Origin of the sequence: Rhodopseudomonas telluris, from assembly GCF_042432815.1 — a bacterium.
Classification (GTDB): Bacteria; Pseudomonadota; Alphaproteobacteria; order Rhizobiales; family Xanthobacteraceae; genus Rhodopseudomonas; species Rhodopseudomonas telluris.
Map to the genome: position 1 here is coordinate 265,519 of NZ_JBHLWM010000012.1, position 17,009 is coordinate 282,527.

The following is a 17,009-nucleotide window of genomic DNA, read 5'->3' on the forward strand; positions in this document are numbered from 1 at the left end:
GGTCGTTGTCGCATTCGAGAGATGGTTGCGGTTTGACGGCCGGCCTCAGATTCGCTGGCCGCCGGGTCCGATGCCGACGTTCACGGTGATCCGCTGCACCTCGATGCGGCCTTGCGGAAACTTGACCTCGAGCGTCACCGTGTCGGTGCCGCTGAAGTCTGCTTTGCTCTGGTAGAAGGCAATAAAGCCCGGCACTTCGAGCGCCAGGCACTGCTTGTAGTTGGTCGCGCTGATCTTGCCGCGCTTGACCTGAAGCGTGCCGTTGGACGGCGGCGAAACCAGACGGATGGATGGGAGCGGGCCGGACGAGCAGTCGGGCTGCACATTGACGTAGACACCGACCTGGACGGGCTTGCCGGCGGCGGTGCGGGCCGTGCGCTCGACCGACGACGTCGGCGGCGCTGGGGCCGGGGAGGGCGTCTGCGCGCGTGCTGACGCAATGCCGACGGTTATCACCAGGATCGCGAGCCACGCGCCGCCGATTGCCCCGGTCAAACTCCTCTGGTCGATCGTCGCCCGCATCGCCCGCCTATCGGTTCATCGATCGGCAGCTTGCCGCAGCGTTGTGCCGACTTCAATGATCGTTTGCGACCGGACGCGCGGCGGTCACCGAGTCTCAGCGGATGTTGATCCTGTCGAACGCCAGGCTGAGTTCGTGCAGCTCGTACGGCTTGCGCACCATCGGGAATTCGACATCGGTGCGTAGCACCGCATCGCTGTAGCCGGTCGTGAGGATGATCGGCAGTGACGGATATTTGCGCTTGAGGCGTCTGGCGAGGCCGAGGCCGTCCATCCGGCCGGGCATGACGATATCGCTGAACACGATGTCGATCCCGTCGTTCTCGACTTCGCTCAGCGCCGTCTCCGCATCCGGAGCCCATTTCACCCGGTAGCCGAGTTCTTCCAGCAGCATCGCGCCGGCGCTGGCAACGTCGGGATTGTCCTCGACCATCAGGACGGTGCCGACCGTCTTGTCGGTGGCTTCGACCGGATCCTCGATCTCCTCGTCGCGCGCGCGCGGCAGCCAGATCGACACCTCGGTGCCTTCGCCGAGCTGGCTTTCGACCTCGACGCGACCGCCCGCCTGGTTGGCGAAGCCATGAACCTGCGACAGCCCGAGGCCGGTGCCTTGTCCGACCGGCTTGGTGGTGAAGAACGGATCGAACACCTTCTCGAGCACGTCAGGTGGAATGCCGACACCGTTATCTTTCACCGCGATCCGCACGTAGTCCGTCGAGTCGCTGGCTCCGGCCTGGTGATTGGAGGCGCTGATCCGAACGTCGCCGCCCTCGAGCAGCGCGTCGCGGGCATTGATCACGAGGTTGACCAGCGCGGTTTCCAGTTCGCCCGGATCGGTGTGGACGCGCCAGACGTCCGGTGCGATGTCGAGGGTCAGCGCGACGTTGCCGCGCAGCCCGGCTCTGAGCACCTCCTGCATCGAGAACACCGTCTTCGCGAGATCGAGCCGAACCGGATGGACCTGCTGTCGTCGTGCGAAGGTGAGCAACTGCCGTGTCAGGCCCGCACCGCGCTTGATGCTGCCTTCCATCGCGGAAATCGTCTTGAGAATGGCGGGATCGGTGCTCGATCGCTTGATCCGATGCAGGCCGCCGGCGAGTCCCATCAGCAGATTGTTGAAGTCGTGCGCGACACCGCCGGTCAGTTGGCCGAGCGCGTCCATCTTGCGGGACTCGGCGAGTTCGGCCTGAACGCGTTCAAGCTTCTGCTGCGCCTCGCGGCGTTCGGTGATGTCCCGGGTGATCTTGGCGAAGCCGATCAGCTCGCCGGAATCGTTGCGGATCGGATCGATGATCACGCTTGCCCAGAAGAAGCTGCCGTCCTTGCGGACGCGAAAACCCTCTTCTTCGTAGCGGCCGGTCTCGCGGGCGATCTGCAACGCGCGCGCCGGCTTTCCGGCCTTCTGATCGGCCGGCGTGTAGAACCGGCCGAAATGCTGCCCGACGATTTCGTCGGGCACGTAGCCCTTGATGCGCTGTCCGCCGAGGTTCCAGTTGGTGATGAAGCCCTGCGGATCGAGCATATAGAGCGCGTAGTCCGTGATGTTTCCGACCAGCAGGCGAAAGTGGTTTTCGCTCTCGGCCAGCGCGGAGCGAGCCTTCAGTCGCTCGGTGATGTCGCGGGTGATCTTGGCGAAGCCGATAAACTGGCCTTCCTCCACAATGGCGTCGATCACCACGGAGGCGAAGAAGCGGGTGCCGTCCTTGCGCAGCCGCCAGCCCTCGGCTTCGAACCGTCCGGTCGCACGGGCTGCGGCGAGGGCGCGTTCGGGCAGGCCTGCGGCTTGATCCTCTGGCGGATAGAAGATCGAGAAGTGGCGGCCGATGACCTCCGAAGCCTCATAGCCTTTGATGCGGGCCGCCCCGGTATTCCAGCTCGACACGATCCCCGTGTGATCCAGCATGTAGATGGCGTAATCGGTCACGCCCTGGACCAAGATCCGGAACGCCCGCTCGCTCTCGAAAAGCTCGCGGTCAGGCTTGCTCCGTTCAGTCATTCTGAGCTCCGGAAAGCTTCAAAACACCTCTGGACTACAAATGTTCCGTTGTGGGCCAATAAAGTGCAACTTTTAGTGGTTTTGGTGAGTTCTTCGTCGTTCCGCTCTACGCGTTGCCGGTGAGGCGCAGGATGGCCTCGACGACATATCGGCTCGATTGCGCGATCCACTGCGTAGCTCCCCCGAGGCCCGCGAGCGGAAGCAGGAAGACGATCCCGATCAGGATCAGCATGCCATAGGGCTCGAGCCGCGCCAGCGGCCGGGACAGCACGCGAGGCAGCGCACCTACAGCAATCCGGCCGCCGTCGAGCGGAGGGATGGGGATCAGGTTGAAGATCGCGAGGATCACGTTGATCAGCAGCGCATTGGCGAGGTTGCGTAGCAGCCATTCCCCTGCCGCGCCCGACACGTCGCCGACCAGCCGCAGACCCAGCGCGGCGGCGAGGGCCAGCACGATGTTGATCGCCGGGCCCGCGGCCGCCACCAGGATCATGTCGCGGCGCGGATGCCGCAGCCCGCGGAAATTCACCGGCACGGGCTTGGCGTAGCCGAACAGGAACGGCGACTGCATCGCCAGCAGCAGCAGCGGCAGCAGAACGGTGCCGAACGGGTCGATATGCTTGATCGGGTTGAGCGTGACCCGGCCGAGCATCCAGGCGGTATCGTCGCCACACATCCGCGCCGCGTAAGCGTGGGCTGCTTCATGGAAAGTGATCGCGATCAGCAGCGGGAGAGCCCACACCGAGATCACCAGCATCATCGTGGAAAAAGGATCCGCCATTACTCGACCTTGTCGTCGGCTGACCTGCCGATCTGGTTCCGGATATAGAACCCGGCCGGCGACCGCGCCAGCCGAAGCGCCGGCAAAGCCTTGATGATGTCCGCGAATTCATGTTTTGCGGACTGTGATGCGGTGGAACCGCCGGCGGCGGCGACGCATTGAACGGAACCTTTTGGAACCCGTCGCCGCTTCCCATATCAGCGCCACCCTTTGCTGCCGAGAGCTCTGCCGATGCCGCCGTCCGTCCCGCCGACCACTCCGACGCCAGACCCGCAACTGCGGCGGGCACAGCGGACGGACCGGTTGCTGCGCATTGCCGTGGTGTGGCTGCTGCTGCTGGCGACCGCGTGGGTTGCGCAACCTTATCTGGCGTCGCTGTGGTTCTCGGTGACCGGACCGCGCACCGTGACGGCGCGCGGCGAGCTGGCACCCGCCGAGCTGTCGACGATCGAGCTGTTCAAGCGGGTGTCGCCCTCGGTGGTGCATGTCTATGCGCAGTCGCGGCGCCGCCCGACGCCGTCGTTCGAACAGCAGGATGCGCAGCAGGGCGGCGTCCAGTCGGGCTCCGGCGTGATCTGGGATGCGGCCGGCCACGTCATCACCAACAACCACGTCATCCAGGGAGCGAGCGCGCTCGGGGCCCGGCTGTCGTCGGGGGAATTCGTCACGGCGCGTGTCGTCGGCACAGCGCCGAACTACGATCTCGCGGTACTGCAGCTCGAACGGCCGCGCACGGCGCTGCGTCCGATCGCGATCGGTAGTTCGTCGGATCTGCAGGTCGGGCAGGCGGCGTTCGCGATCGGCAATCCCTACGGGCTGGAGCAGACGCTGACGACCGGCATCGTCAGCGCGCTGCAGCGGCGGCTGCCGACCGCCGCTGCGCACGAAGTCAGCGGGGTGATCCAGACCGACGCGGCGATCAATCCAGGAAACTCCGGCGGCCCACTGCTCGACAGCGCTGGTCGGCTGATCGGGCTGAATACGGCGATCATTTCGGGCTCGGGAGCGTCGGCCGGCATCGGCTTCGCGATCCCGGTCGACGCCGTCAACCGTGTAGCGACCGCCCTGATCCGCACCGGCACGGTACCGGTGCCGGGCATCGGCGTGATCGCGGCCGACGAGAACGAGGCGGCGCGGCTTGGTATCGACGGCGTCGTCGTTGTGCGTACGCTACCGGACTCACCGGCGGCGCGCGCCGGACTGGTCGGCGCCAGCGAGAGCGGGATGGTTGAGGATGTGATCATCGGCGCCAACGGCCAGGAGGTCCACAGCATGTCGGATCTGGCCGCCACGCTGGAGAACGTCGGCATCGGCAACGAGGTCAAGCTGCAGGTGATGCGCGACGGCCGCGTCCGCACCGTCACCGTCAAGATCACCGATATCTCGCGGTTGCAGCGCAGTTAGCTGACCTGGCTAGAGCTTTGTTTGAGCAGCATATTCGTGACTGTATTCCAAATTTCAGGAGTTCTGTCGCTACGAGCGACGGAGTTCCGTGCGGGACACCTGTCGAGCGATCAGCCGATCCTCGTAGCACTACGTAGTCGTCGTATTAACTCGGATTGAGGAGCGATTTGCTAACCGACGGGCTAGGAGGAGCCTGCCGTGATCAAGCTGAATCGAATTGGGAATAAGCTGGGCCTTGCCGGACTGATCGGTATTTCGCTGGCGGTCGGCATGGTGGTCAATCAGTCCGTCACTGAAACCAAGGTCGCCGCAGCGACTCGTCAGGCCGATCAGGAGGCCGCGGTTTCGGAGAATGCGCTGATCGCGGAATCCGAAATGCGCAATATGCAGCTCGCGGTGCGCGGCGTCCGCTTGGCGCGTTCGATGAAGGAATTCGAGCAGCGCCGCAATGAATTCAATACGGCCCGGCTGGCGCAGGCCAAGCTGCTCGACGCCGCGATCGCGGCGTCCGGTCCGCAGGACAAGGACAATTTCGCCGAGATCAAGAAGATGACCGCCGACTACGCGGTCGGGGCTGATGAGCAGGCCGTGCAGCAGGGCCGGGTGCTCGATCTCAACGCCAAGCGGATTGCCATTGCGGCGGACTGGGACGCAAAAGTCGATGCGCTCGCGGCCACGCTCGGAAGCGGCCAGGCCGCGACGTTGGCACTGCGCGAAGCGGATGGCGATTTCGACGGCATCCGCGCGATCGGGTGGCAGTCCTTCGTCGTGGACGACAAGGACCAGAAGGCGAAACTCGATCGCAAGGCCGCGGCGGTTGCGGACGCGCTCAAACGCACCATCGAGCTGGCGCCTGATGCGAAGACCCGCGCCGGGCTCCGCGATATCGAGGGTGTCCTCAAGGCCTATCTCGGCACGACCGCGGAGGCTTTCGCGGCCGATGCGCTCAAGAACAGCATCAGTCGCGACCGCACCATTCCGATCGCCAACAAGGCTGCCAGCGCGCTGCGCGCCGCGGTCGAGAAGGCGCAGGCTTCGGTCCAGCAGGCCAAGGCCCAGGCCGCATCCGAAATCCTGTGGTCCGGCCGGATCAATCTCGCCTTCGGCGCGACGATCATTCTGGTGCTGATCGGCTCGGCGCTGTTCTCGTTTCTGGGTGTGGCGCGGCCGTTGACGCGACTGAACGGTGCGCTCGGGCAGATCGCCGGCGGCAAGCTGGACGTGGAGATCGCCGGCGCGGAGCGCGGCGACGAGATCGGCGACATCGGCAAGACCGTGAGCATCATCCAGAGCAATGCCGAGCGCAAGGCGCGCGAGGAGGCCGAGGCCAAGACGTTGCGCGATCGCGAAATCGCGGCCCAGCGCAAACGGGACATGCTGCATCTCGCCGACGAATTCGAAGGCGCGATCGGCGAGATCGTCGAGACGGTGTCGTCGGCATCGGAGGAGCTCGAAGCCTCGGCGACGTCGCTGACGTCAACGGCGGAGCGCTCGCAGTCGCTTGCCACCGTGGTCGCGGCGGCGTCCGAGGAGGCGTCGACCAACGTCCAGTCGGTGGCGTCCGCAACCGAGGAGATGAGTTCGTCGGTCAACGAGATCAGCCGTCAGGTCCAGGAATCGGCCCGGATCGCCCACGAGGCGGTCGAGCAGGCGCACAGGACGAACGATCGCGTCGAGGAGCTTGCCCAAGCCGCGGCGCGCATCGGCGACGTGGTCGAACTCATCACCACCATCGCGGGGCAGACCAATCTGCTCGCCCTCAACGCGACGATCGAGGCGGCGCGTGCCGGCGAGGCCGGCCGCGGCTTCGCGGTGGTTGCGGCCGAAGTGAAGGCGCTGGCCGATCAGACCGCCAAGGCCACCGGTGAGATCAGTCAGCAGATCGGCGGCATCCAGAGCGCGACCGACCAGTCGGTGGCGGCGATCCGGCAGATCGGCGAGACGATCGGCCGGATGTCCGAGATCGCCTCGACGATCGCCTCGGCGGTCGAAGAGCAGGGCGCCGCGACGCAGGAAATCTCGCGTAACGTTCAGCAGGCGGCGCTGGGCACCCAGCAGGTCTCGTCCAACATCACCGAAGTGCAGCGCGGTGCCACCGAGACCGGCGCGGCTTCCTCACAGGTGCTGCATGCCGCGCGGTCGCTGTCCGGCGACAGCGGCCGTCTCAAGCTGGAGGTCGAGCGGTTCCTCGGCACGGTGCGGGCGGCTTAGCGCCTTCGCAGTTTGATCGCATGGCAAGTTCCTGGCGCCGACACGCCAGGAACGATCGCCCACCGCCTTCATTATCGGTGAAAACGGGAGGCGCACATGGGCAAGGCCTATTACGACATCGTCGGCACCGACACGAGCTGGGGCGTTCGTCACGACGACGATCCGATCGGCGACTACGCCAGCAAGGAAGCCGCCTTCGAAGCCGCCGTGATGGCTGCGACCAATGCCATCAAGTTCGGCCATGAGGTCCGCATCACCGTGCCGGGCCAGGAGGGCGCGGAAACAGCGCTGGGCGTCGCCACGAACTAATGAGCGTCGCTCCGAGCTGAGTGATCTCGCTCGTCTCTTACCTCACGCATTATGGCCGGGCTGGTCCCGGCCGCCAATGTTTTGATCTGAGCGCTGCCCAAGAACGTGGATGCCCGGCACAAGGCCGGGCATGACGGAGGAGTCCGTTCGCGATGACGCGCCGGGGCGCTCTGTTTCGACGTCTGCTGGGCGAAACGATCACGCCACCTTCTGCAGTTGCGGCTGGTGCTGGTCGGCCGCGTCTTCCGTGACCTCGTAGGTGGTCACTTCGAACTTCAACAGCTGCGCCGTGCCGAACGAGGTCGAGATCGCGACGTCCGCAGCGTCGCGGCCGCGGGCCATGACGATGCGGCCGATCCGCGGGTGATTGTGCCGTGCGTCGAACGTGTACCAGCGGCCATCGAGATAGACTTCGAACCACGCCGAGAAATCCATCGGCGCCGGGTCGATCGGCACGCCGATATCGCCGAGATAACCGGTGCAATAGCGCGCCGGGATGTTCATGCAGCGGCACAGCGTCACCGCCAGATGCGCGAAGTCGCGGCACACACCGATCCGCTCCGCATGGCCTTCGGCGGCGGTGCGGTCGTTGCGGGCGTAGTGATAGCCGAATTCGATCTGGTTATGAGTGTAGTCGACGATCGCCTGCACGCGCTCCCAGCCGAGCGGGGTGCCGCCGAACAGCGACCACGCCAGATTGGATAGCTTGTCAGTGTCGCAATAGCGGCTGCCGAGCAGATAGACGAGGACGTCGTCAGGCAATTCGGCCACGGCGAGCTGCCGCGCGCCGGGCGCCACTTCGTCGGGCAGCCCCGAATCGTGGATCAGGAAATCGTTGCTGATCTCGATCGTGCCGGCCGGGGCGACGATGCGCGTGCAGATGTTGCCGAACATGTCGATGAAGTCGCGCGCCGGCACGTCCGGATTGAACTTGATGGTGTGCTGGCCGATCACGTCGGCCATCCGCTCCGGACGAACGCTGAGCAGCAGGTTCATCGGAGTTTCCTGGAAGCATTGAAAGGCGATGTTGTAGCCCGCTCGGATTTTCACCGCTGTCTCCAATTCGTCGGTCATTGAATGGTTGTCCAACAATGACGAAGGCGTCCAGCGGTTCCGGGCTAACCGACTGAACGCCTGCGCAAATTATCAGCAGTAGGTGCTAATCGACGAGTTCGAACAGCAGCGCCGATCTCGCCGTCACCTGATAGGCGGTTCCGCAGGCGAAGGTTTCGCCGGGAGCGCCGTCGGGAATGTTGGTGTCGATCAGCAGCTTCCAGTTGGCGCCGTGCGGCACCTCCGGCAGCGTGAAGTCCACCAGCCCGTCGAAGCTGTTGGTGATCAGCAGCACGGTCTGGTCTTCACCCTTCCGCTTGATGCCGGTCTTCTGCGCCCGGCCGTCGAGCAGCATGCCGAAGCATTTGACGTTGCCGTCTTCCCAGTGCTCCTGCTGCATCGGGCCGCCATTGGCGTTGATCCAGGTGACGTCGCAGACGCCGAGTTCCTCATCGTACTGGCCCTGCAGGAAGCGGCTGCGCCGCAGCATCGGGTAGCTGTGGCGCAGTTCCATCAGTCGCTTGCTGAAGGCCAGCAGATCCTTGGCAGCGTCGTCGTGCTCCCAATGCACCCAGGAGATCTCGTTGTCCTGGCAATAGGCGTTGTTGTTGCCGTTCTGGGTGCGGCCGAATTCGTCACCCGCCAGCAGCATCGGCGTGCCCTGCGCCAGCAGCAGGGTGGTCAGCATGTTGCGTTTCTGCCGCTCGCGCAGCGCGATGATCTCGGCATCCTCGGTCGGCCCCTCGGCGCCGCAGTTCCACGAGCGGTTATCCGAGTGACCGTCCTTGCCGTCCTCGCCATTGGCGAGGTTGTGCTTCTCGTTGTAGCTGGCCCAGTCGTTCAGCGTGAAGCCGTCATGAGCCGTGACGAAGTTGACGCTCGACCACGCGCGGCGGCCCTGACGGTTGAACAGATCGCCCGAGCCGGACAGGCGAGGGGCCAGCGCCGAGACCGACGCCTCGCCGCGCCAGTAATCGCGCATCGTGTCGCGGAACTTGTCGTTCCATTCCGCCCAGCCGGGCGGGAAGCCGCCGACCTGATAGCCGCCCGGACCGCAGTCCCACGGTTCGGCGATCAGCTTGACCTCGCTGAGCAGCGGGTCCTGCATCACGGCCTTGAGGAAGCCGCTCTGCTCGTCGAAGCCGTAGTGTTCGCGGGCCAGAATGGTGCCGAGGTCGAACCGGAAACCGTCGATGTGCATCTCGCCGGCCCAGTAGCGCAGCGAGTCGGTGACCATCTGGATCACGCGCGGATGCGACAGGTTCACGGTGTTGCCGGTGCCGGTGTCGTTGATGTAGTAGCGCTTCTGGTCGGGCAGCAGCCGGTAGTAGCTGGCGTTGTCGATGCCCTTGAACGATAGCGTCGGGCCGAGTTCGTTGCCTTCCGCGGTGTGGTTGTAGACGACGTCGAGGATCACGGCGAGGCCGGCGTCGTGCAGCCGCGACACCATCTCCTTGAACTCGCGCAGCGAGTTCGGCACGTCGGCGGCGTAGCGCGGATCCGGCGCGAAGAAGCCGATGGTGTTGTAGCCCCAGTAATTGACCAGATCCTTCTCGAGCAGATAGCTGTCGTTGACGAAGGTGTGGACCGGCAGCAGCTCGACGGCGGTGATGCCGAGCGAGGCGATGTAGTCGACGACGGCCTGCGAGCCGAAGCCCGCATAGGTGCCGCGCAGATCCTCCGGAACGCCGGGATGCAGCTTGGTGAAGCCCTTGACGTGGGTCTCGTACACGATGGTCTGATCCCACGGCACGAATTTGCGGCCGGGCTCACCGCGCCAGTCGAAGCCGGGATCGACCACCACGCATTTCGGCACGAAGCGGGCGCTGTCGCGCTCGTCGAAGGTGGTGTCGTCGCCGCTTTCCATCTGGTAGCCGAACACGGCCGGATCCCACTTCAGCTCGCCCGCATGGGCGCGCGCATAGGGATCGAGCAGCAGCTTGTTCGGATTGAAGCGGTGGCCGTTCTCCGGCTCGTAGGGGCCGTGCACGCGATAGCCGTAGAAGGTGCCCGGGCCGACATCCGGAATGTAGCCGTGAAACACTTCGTCGGTGTATTCGGGCAATTCGATGCGCCGCTCGGTCTCGCCGTCGAACAGGCACACTTCGACCTTCGTGGCGTTGGCGGAGAACAGCGCGAAATTCGTGCCTTCGCCGTCCCAGGTTGCGCCCAGGGGGTAGGGCAGGCCTTCGCGCACGGTGCTGTTGTCGGTCACCACCTGGTAGCCCGGCTGCGGCTTCGGCGCCGGCTCGGCATGGGCGGGCGCCTCCGTGGTCGAAGGCGGCGGTTCGATCGTGTCGGTGTCGGTCATCGCGTGTCCTTCCTGGTTGGCGCGCAGGCGCAATCGCGAAGCTCGTCCACCGGCACAAGCCCGATTAAACTCGATCGGTCTGGTATCATTGACGAAAAATCCCCCACCTGCTGAGGGCGATAATGCGGAATTCCGGGTTCGGTTCCTGGCCTGTTCGCCAGCCGATGCCGGCTCCGCTCGCCCCAAAAGAAAAGGCCCGGTCGCTGTTGCGATCCGGGCCCCAGGTGCGGGAGGACGAGGCTTACTTGCTCGACTTGTTCGACTGCGAGGTCGTGTTCGAATGCTGCTTCTCCAGGTTCTGCGCCATTTCGAGATGATGGCGCAGTGCCGGCAGGGTGTTGCCGGCCCAGTTCTTCAACTCGGCATTGTCGCCGCCACGGGCGTAGCGGTCGAACAGCGAGACGGCGTCCTTATGGGCGGTGATCTGCTGGTCGATATAGGTCTCGCTGAAGTTCGCGCCCTTGGCGCTGGTCAGCTTGTCGAGCTTGCCGCGATGCGCGTCGTCGAGCTGAGTCGGCAGTTCCGCCTTCACCTTGCCGCCGGAGACGAGCGATTTCAGTTCGCCGCTGGTCTTGGTGTGGTCGGCGATCATCTCCTTGGCGAACGCCTTCTCGGCGGCGTTGCCGTTCTGCTCGGCGAGCTTGCTCGACTGGATTTCGAACATGTCGCTGATCGCGACCTGCTTGACGAAATCCGCGGTGGTCGGCGCAACGCCGAGTACGGAATTGACGCCGGTCTTCTCGCCGACCGATTGCGCCACCACGGGAGTGGCCATCAGCAGGCAGCACCCCAGCGCGATCATGGTACGTTTCATGGCAGTATCCTTCAGCTTGCGGCCTTGCGATTGACGCCCTTCCGGAGCGCCACGGTGTTGAGCTTGGTGTTCGCCGCCTTCTCTTCGTTGAGATTGGTGGTGAGGAAGCGGACGATGTCGTCGTGGCCGAGTTCCTCGGCCCAGGCGATCAGGGTGCCGTAGCGCGCGATCTCGTAATGCTCGACCGCCTGCGCATTGGCGATGATGGCCGCGTCCAGCACGCTCTTGTCGGCGATCTCGCCGGCGGTCTCGTTGGATTCCTTGATCAGCCCGTCGATCGCCGGGCAGTCGATGCCGGAGGGCTTCTCACCGAGCTTCTTGAACACCTGGTCCAGCCGCTCGATCTGCTTCTGCGTCTCTTCCAGATGCGCCTTGAGGCCGGCGGCGAGGTCGCGGTTGGTGGCCTGCTCGATCATGGTCGGCAGCGCCTTGGTGATCTGCTGCTCGGCGTAATAGATGTCGCGAAGGCCATGCAGCAGCATGTCCTCCATGGTCTGAATGTCCTTGCTGAAAAGACCCATCGTCGCCTCCGGTGGTAGGGTGTTTGCCCCACAACTGGAACGAGCCGGTTCGGTTCCCTGCGCGGATGCGGCGTAGGCCGAGCGGCGAACGGGGATCGCGGAAGGGAAGGGCCGAAGCGGCAAGCGGAAACGGGCGACCGCCGTTCCACCCGGCGACAAGCGCGGCGTTATACCGGTTCGCTATCCCCGCCCGCGGCGGCGGAGGGTGTTGAGGCGAGCCGGCCGGCGTGTTAGGCAACGCCCGACGCGGGTGTAGCTCAATGGTAGAGCAGCAGCCTTCCAAGCTGAATACGAGGGTTCGATTCCCTTCACCCGCTCCAGCGCCTAAATTTTTGATACTGCTTGCTTTTCCGTTCGCTGGTGTGCGGCGACCGCTGGGTGGCTTGCCCCTAGATCCCGCGTTGGCGTGGCTATGGCCGGGTGACCGCAATCCTGCCATCGATTGCGGACCGAAGGGCATCGATGACAACGTCGGACGTCGCGACGGTCCCGAAGATTCCTCCTTCAGAGCAAATCGTCTCGATGGCGGCATCGTGGTTTGATTGAACGGTCGCGGCGCAGCAGTCGGCCACCAACAGAGGTTCAAAGCCGCGGTCGACCGCCTCGCGCAATGTCGAATGAACGCAGACATCCGTCGTGACGCCGCACACGATGAGGTGCCGGACTCCGCGGGTCGTCAATATCCTCTCGAGATCAGTCGCGTAGAAGGCGCCGAAACCAGGCTTGTCGATGACCGGTTCACCGTTTGCCGGGCTTAGAGACGGGACGATGTCCCAGCCTGGCTCGCCTCTGACAAGAAGCCGGCCCAGGGGGCCGACAGAACCGATCTCGCCGCCGCCGGCGCGGGATCGGAAAAGCTTCTGCGGCAGAAGATCGGTGAGATCCGAGCGATGGCCTTCGCGGGTGTAGATAACGAGGCCACCCCACTTTCTGACGTAGTCCCTCAATTCGACGATGCGAGGAATGATGCCGCTCGCGACACTGACGTCGTACCCCATGGCGGAGATGTAGCCACCGATCTCGCAAAAATCTCTCTGCATGTCGATCACGATCAACGCAGTCGAAGCCGGCTCGAGGTCCCGCCGGTGCGGCCACTGGTAGGGCCGGGCATCAACGTAGGACATGGATGTCTCGGTCTCGGAGCGCGCGCATCGGTCTCTCTCAAGTCTAGGATCGATTGAGCGAAACCTCGGCAACTTTCAGGGTCGCTTCAATTCGCGACTTTGGATTTTTTCATCGGAGGATCCGATGTGTCGCCCAACAGCTCTTGAATCAGCAGCTTGGCTGTAGATCCCAGCCGCGACGGATCCTTGTGATGAACCAGTGTGAGATCCGACTGCCTGGTGTAGCTCTTCTCGACCATCACGCGCATCTCGCCCCGATCGACCCAGCGTTGCGCATAATGATCCGGCAGGAAGCCGATATGGCTTCCTGCCAAGATCAGAACCGCCGCGGCTTCGACACTGTCGACGTGGGCCGTGATGCTGTTGTGCTGATCGCTGAGGAAGAAGAAGTCATTGAGCTTGAGAAACGTGCGCACGACCTTCTGCGCGTTCCTGATCTTCGAGAAAAGCCGCGTATCGCTGGTCTCGTGGAATAGCGGATGGCGATGGCCGCAGACGAGGACGTCGCGCTCGCGATAGAGACGAACATACTGAAGATGAGGCAACGTGTCCGTGAAGATTCCGATTGCGGCATCGATCTTTCCGGACGACACGCCTTGCTCGATTTCGCGGGGGCTGAGCACGTCGAGATAAATGTGGGCCCGGCCGCCCGTTCGGCGATGAAACCGGTCGAACGCGCCGATGAGCGGACAACGGGGGTCGGTGACAAGGTTGTCGATGATCGCGATCCGCAGATCTCCCAAACCCTGCTTTTTGTGCTTGGCAACGCTGATTTCGAACGCAGACAATGCCGACAGCAGCTCCGTCGCGTCCGTGACGAAGGCCTCTCCTTGAGGGGTGAGCTTGAAACCGCCGCGTCCACGCTTGCACAGCGTGTAACCCAACCTCGCTTCCAGAGCGGCGATTTCGGTGCTGATGGTCGATTGCGCGAGATTCAGGACGTCCTGGGCTGCGGAAAAACCGCCGCTTTGAGCGACCGCCAGAAACACCCGTATCTGACGCACATCCATGTCTGTCGTCTTCAAGTTGAGCTCCGTAATTCATCAACTGAGGGGCGATCCGCGGCTCTGTATGGCCTCGCAGGCCTGCGTAGAGATGCGCGGGTGCCCCGCACGCGGCACGTATTTTGCTGACGGATTTTGTCGGACACCGGAGATGGAACGCAAGCAGGGCGATCCGGAAACGAGGCTGCGGGTTGAAACCGAAGACAGGGGGCAGGCGCACGACCGATCTCTGATACATCGCGATTTGCGATGTATCGATCAAAACCTGTTGCTGTAAGCGGGCTGAGCGGAGCTGGAAAGTCAGGACACAGGAGCTGCTGCGGATGTCGGGTCGCGTTGCGGGGACTGGTTTTTCCCAGGGGGATCGCAAATGACGTCGAATACTGACAATCGCTGCTTGGCCAAAGTGATCGGGTGCCTGTCTGGCCTGAGTTTGGTGCTGATGGCCTCGCTCGGACCATCGTCGGCCGCGACCCCGTTGACGCGCGTCAAAGCTGGCCATCTGGTCGCTCTGGACATGGCGCCGTTGTTCGTCGGGAAGGAAAGCGGCTGCTTCGAAAAGGCGGGATTGGACGTCGAGACGGTGTTCTTCGCGAATCCGGGCGACAACAATGCCGCCTTGGCCGGCGGTTCCATCGACTTCAGTACCAATCCGTTCACGCTCCCATTCTTCGCTGCGAACAGCGGCGTGCCGATCAGAGTGGTTTCGGCGGCGGGCGGCTGGGGCATCATCGAGGTCATCGCGCAGAAGGCGTCGGGGCTGCGGTCGATGAGTGACATCAAGACTTATGCCGCCTCAGGCAAGGCCAAGCTCAAGATCGCGACGCTTCAGGGGGACACGCTCGAATTGATTCTGACGCGGAGCTTCGCCAAGGCAGGCATCGACACATCTTCCGTCGAGCTCGTGTACTTCAATGATCTGCTGGGCATGGTGGAGGCGTTTCGCTCCGGCCAGGTGGATATCCTGAGCCATATCAAGCCCTATACGACCGAAATGCAGATCGAGAAGGGGGCTGTACGTCTGACGACCGACGCTGAGACGTGGACGACGTTTTCACCGAACACCGTCGTCAGTGTCCTCGAAAAGACCCTGAACGATCGGCCGCAGGTTGTTCGCGCCTATCTCGAGGGACTGATGTGCGGCGCCGACATCATCAATAATCATCCGGACCAGGCGGTGTCCTTGCTGGCAAAGGGCAACTACTTCCGCGTCAAGCCGGACGTGCTGCTGCAATCATTCAAGTCCGCCCCGGTGCCGGTTTCCTTCGTTCCGGACCTCGACTCGGTTCAAAGCGTCGTCGACGATCTGACAAAGCTCGGCTACGTCAAAGGAACCACCAAGGCTGCAGATATCTTCCGTCTCGAGACAATCAAGTCCCTGCAAAAATGATCCGGGCCAGTCGCTTCGTTCCCACGTTGGTCGGTGCAGCGTCGCTGGCGATGATGGTTGGCCTTTGGGAATATGTAGGCACGCGGGATGGCTCGGCTTTGGCGACGGTTCTGCCGCCGCCAAGCCGTTTCATCGCAGCCGTTGCGAGCAGCGGCTTCCGCATCGGCCTCGGCTCGCAGGCGGTACCGCTGTCGCAAAGCATTGTTTCGACGCTGTTGCGGGTGTTCGCGGGGATGTCGATCGCGTTCATCGCGGCCGTTCTGACCGGCGCACTCCTGAGCCTTTCAAGAGTCGCGACCTGGTGTTTGTCGCCGATCCTCTACGTCCTGGCTCCGATTGCACCTATTGCCTGGATTCCGACGGCGATCGTGATCTTCGGCATCTCCAACGTGACGGCCGTCTTCATCGTCTTCATGGGTGTCTATTTCATCCTGACGATCGCCACCCTCGCGGAGATCAAGCGGATCCCGACCGAATTCCTGACGATCGCCGATAACCTTGGTGCCAGCCCATTCAGCCGATGGCTGCGGGTGGTGCTGCCTGCCGTGTTGCCCGGAGTCTTCACATTGCTCCGGACGAATTTCATCGCCGCGTGGATGGCTGTTCTCGTCGCGGAGATGGTCGGGCTCCGCGACGGACTGGGAGCGATCATCATGATGGGCCGGAATCTCTTCAACAACGATCTGATCATGTTTGGCATGGCGATCATCGGCGTGTCCGGGTTCGTCGTGGATCGACTGTTGTCGGTCATTTCCGGCCGGCTGTTGTGGTGGAGAATCTGAAGGTGCTGGCTCCGACGACAAAAGCCGACGTCGCATTCAAGATCGACCATCTGACGGTCGATTTCCCCGGATCCAAGGGCGAGGGCGGGTCGCCGATCCGCGACTTTTCGCTCGATATTGGCAGCGGGGAGATCACCTGTCTGCTCGGTCCGTCGGGCTGCGGAAAGACAACGCTGCTTCGGGCGCTGGGCGGGTTCGTTCGTGGTGCCAGCGATGGCGGTGTGCTGTTTCAGGGCCAGTGGATCGAGGCACCGTCCCGCGAAATCGTCATGATCTTCCAGGAGAACAACCTGTACCCCTGGCTCAACGTTCGCAAGAATATCGCTTTTGGCCTGGCCTATTGTGACGGCTCGCGCCGCGAGAAGAACGAGCGTCTCGAACAGATGCTGCAAGATGTCGATCTTGTTCACGCAAGCGCAAAATATCCTCATGAACTGTCGGGCGGGATGCGCCAGCGCGTTGCGATCGCGCGCGCGTTGGTCATGCAGCCACGCGTGCTTCTTCTGGATGAACCATTCAGCGCGCTGGATGTGAGCCTGCGGCGCCGGATGCATGCGTTGCTGAGACAGATCTGGGCAGCGACGCGCACCACATTCGTGATGGTGACCCACAATGTCGAAGAAGCGCTGATGGTGGGCCATCGGGTGATCGTGCTCGGCGGGCGGCCGATGTCGGTCGTCTTGGACGAGAGGATCGGGGAGACCATGAAGGAGCGGTACGCACCCGAATTTCTGAAACTACAAAAGCATATCGAAGACCTGATCGACTGACGTCCGTCGCGAGATAAAAC

15 protein-coding genes and 1 tRNA gene are annotated in these 17,009 nt (G+C 63.4%); 7 read left to right on the plus strand and 9 right to left on the minus strand.

All coding sequences use genetic code 11. From position 1 onward, the window contains the following. Nucleotides 1-45: 45 nt before the first annotated feature. The 3 genes from ACFFJ6_RS25105 to ACFFJ6_RS25115 form a co-directional block, all read right to left on the minus strand. Entirely contained in the window at nucleotides 46-522 is a 477-nt protein-coding gene (locus ACFFJ6_RS25105; protein ID WP_378393100.1) for a hypothetical protein, read from the minus strand. 94 nt (nucleotides 523-616) lie between these two features. Continuing rightward, the gene (locus ACFFJ6_RS25110) at nucleotides 617-2,515 is read right to left on the minus strand and encodes a hybrid sensor histidine kinase/response regulator (RefSeq protein WP_378393102.1); all 1,899 of its coding nucleotides are present in this window, start codon (nucleotides 2,513-2,515) and stop codon (nucleotides 617-619) included. A 106-nt stretch (nucleotides 2,516-2,621) separates the two neighbouring features. Continuing rightward, nucleotides 2,622-3,296 (minus strand): site-2 protease family protein, encoded by a 675-nt coding sequence (locus ACFFJ6_RS25115; protein WP_378393104.1) that lies wholly within the window; start codon nucleotides 3,294-3,296, stop codon nucleotides 2,622-2,624. A gap of 231 nt (nucleotides 3,297-3,527) precedes the next feature. On the opposite strand from ACFFJ6_RS25115, the gene ACFFJ6_RS25120 reads away from it, so the two are divergent. The 3 genes from ACFFJ6_RS25120 to ACFFJ6_RS25130 all read left to right on the plus strand — a co-directional run bounded on the left by ACFFJ6_RS25120 (nucleotide 3,528) and on the right by ACFFJ6_RS25130 (nucleotide 7,220). Continuing rightward, a complete protein-coding gene (locus ACFFJ6_RS25120) occupies nucleotides 3,528-4,700 on the plus strand; it encodes a S1C family serine protease (RefSeq protein WP_378393106.1) in 1,173 nt (390 codons plus the stop codon). A 198-nt stretch (nucleotides 4,701-4,898) separates the two neighbouring features. After that, nucleotides 4,899-6,911, plus strand: coding sequence for a methyl-accepting chemotaxis protein (locus tag ACFFJ6_RS25125; RefSeq protein WP_378393108.1), 2,013 nt, complete (start codon nucleotides 4,899-4,901; stop codon nucleotides 6,909-6,911). A gap of 96 nt (nucleotides 6,912-7,007) precedes the next feature. Beyond that, entirely contained in the window at nucleotides 7,008-7,220 is a 213-nt protein-coding gene (locus ACFFJ6_RS25130; RefSeq protein ID WP_378393110.1) for a hypothetical protein, read from the plus strand. A gap of 198 nt (nucleotides 7,221-7,418) precedes the next feature. Here the strand turns inward: ACFFJ6_RS25130 and ACFFJ6_RS25135 are convergent, their stop codons facing one another. From ACFFJ6_RS25135 to ACFFJ6_RS25150, 4 genes are all read right to left on the minus strand, one after another. After that, complete coding sequence (locus tag ACFFJ6_RS25135; protein WP_378393170.1) at nucleotides 7,419-8,270, minus strand: transglutaminase-like domain-containing protein; 852 nt, start codon at nucleotides 8,268-8,270, stop codon at nucleotides 7,419-7,421. Nucleotides 8,271-8,379: 109 nt separating this feature from the next. Then, nucleotides 8,380-10,584: a glycogen debranching protein GlgX gene (gene glgX / locus ACFFJ6_RS25140; RefSeq protein ID WP_378393112.1), complete on the minus strand. Its 2,205-nt coding sequence runs from the start codon at nucleotides 10,582-10,584 to the stop codon at nucleotides 8,380-8,382. A 241-nt stretch (nucleotides 10,585-10,825) separates the two neighbouring features. After that, nucleotides 10,826-11,398, minus strand: a complete 573-nt coding sequence (locus ACFFJ6_RS25145; RefSeq protein ID WP_378393114.1) for a DUF4142 domain-containing protein — start codon at nucleotides 11,396-11,398, stop codon at nucleotides 10,826-10,828. A gap of 11 nt (nucleotides 11,399-11,409) precedes the next feature. Beyond that, on the minus strand, nucleotides 11,410-11,919 hold the full coding sequence (locus ACFFJ6_RS25150) for a YciE/YciF ferroxidase family protein (protein ID WP_378393116.1): 510 nt from the start codon (nucleotides 11,917-11,919) through the stop codon (nucleotides 11,410-11,412). A 246-nt stretch (nucleotides 11,920-12,165) separates the two neighbouring features. Here ACFFJ6_RS25150 and ACFFJ6_RS25155 point away from each other — a divergent pair. Continuing rightward, nucleotides 12,166-12,239 (plus strand) — tRNA-Gly (locus tag ACFFJ6_RS25155). Nucleotides 12,240-12,329: 90 nt separating this feature from the next. On the opposite strand, the gene ACFFJ6_RS25160 is transcribed toward ACFFJ6_RS25155, so the two are convergent. Further along, nucleotides 12,330-13,043, minus strand: a complete 714-nt coding sequence (locus ACFFJ6_RS25160) for a cysteine hydrolase family protein (protein WP_378393118.1) — start codon at nucleotides 13,041-13,043, stop codon at nucleotides 12,330-12,332. A gap of 86 nt (nucleotides 13,044-13,129) precedes the next feature. Next, a complete protein-coding gene (locus ACFFJ6_RS25165; protein ID WP_378393120.1) occupies nucleotides 13,130-14,068 on the minus strand; it encodes a LysR family transcriptional regulator in 939 nt (312 codons plus the stop codon). Between the two features lie 385 nt (nucleotides 14,069-14,453). Here ACFFJ6_RS25165 and ACFFJ6_RS25170 point away from each other — a divergent pair, with 385 nt between their 5' ends. From ACFFJ6_RS25170 to ACFFJ6_RS25180, 3 genes are read left to right on the plus strand one after another with little or no spacing between them, the layout of a single operon-like run. Then, nucleotides 14,454-15,437, plus strand: coding sequence for an ABC transporter substrate-binding protein (locus tag ACFFJ6_RS25170; RefSeq protein WP_378393172.1), 984 nt, complete (start codon nucleotides 14,454-14,456; stop codon nucleotides 15,435-15,437). Then, on the plus strand, nucleotides 15,434-16,219 hold the full coding sequence (locus ACFFJ6_RS25175) for an ABC transporter permease (protein ID WP_378393122.1): 786 nt from the start codon (nucleotides 15,434-15,436) through the stop codon (nucleotides 16,217-16,219). The genes ACFFJ6_RS25170 and ACFFJ6_RS25175 overlap by 4 nt, the downstream gene beginning before the upstream one ends. Beyond that, nucleotides 16,207-16,989 carry an ABC transporter ATP-binding protein gene (locus tag ACFFJ6_RS25180; protein ID WP_378393124.1) on the plus strand — a complete coding sequence of 261 codons (783 nt, stop codon included), beginning with the start codon at nucleotides 16,207-16,209 and terminating at the stop codon, nucleotides 16,987-16,989. The genes ACFFJ6_RS25175 and ACFFJ6_RS25180 overlap by 13 nt, the downstream gene beginning before the upstream one ends. Nucleotides 16,990-17,009: the final 20 nt, after the last annotated feature.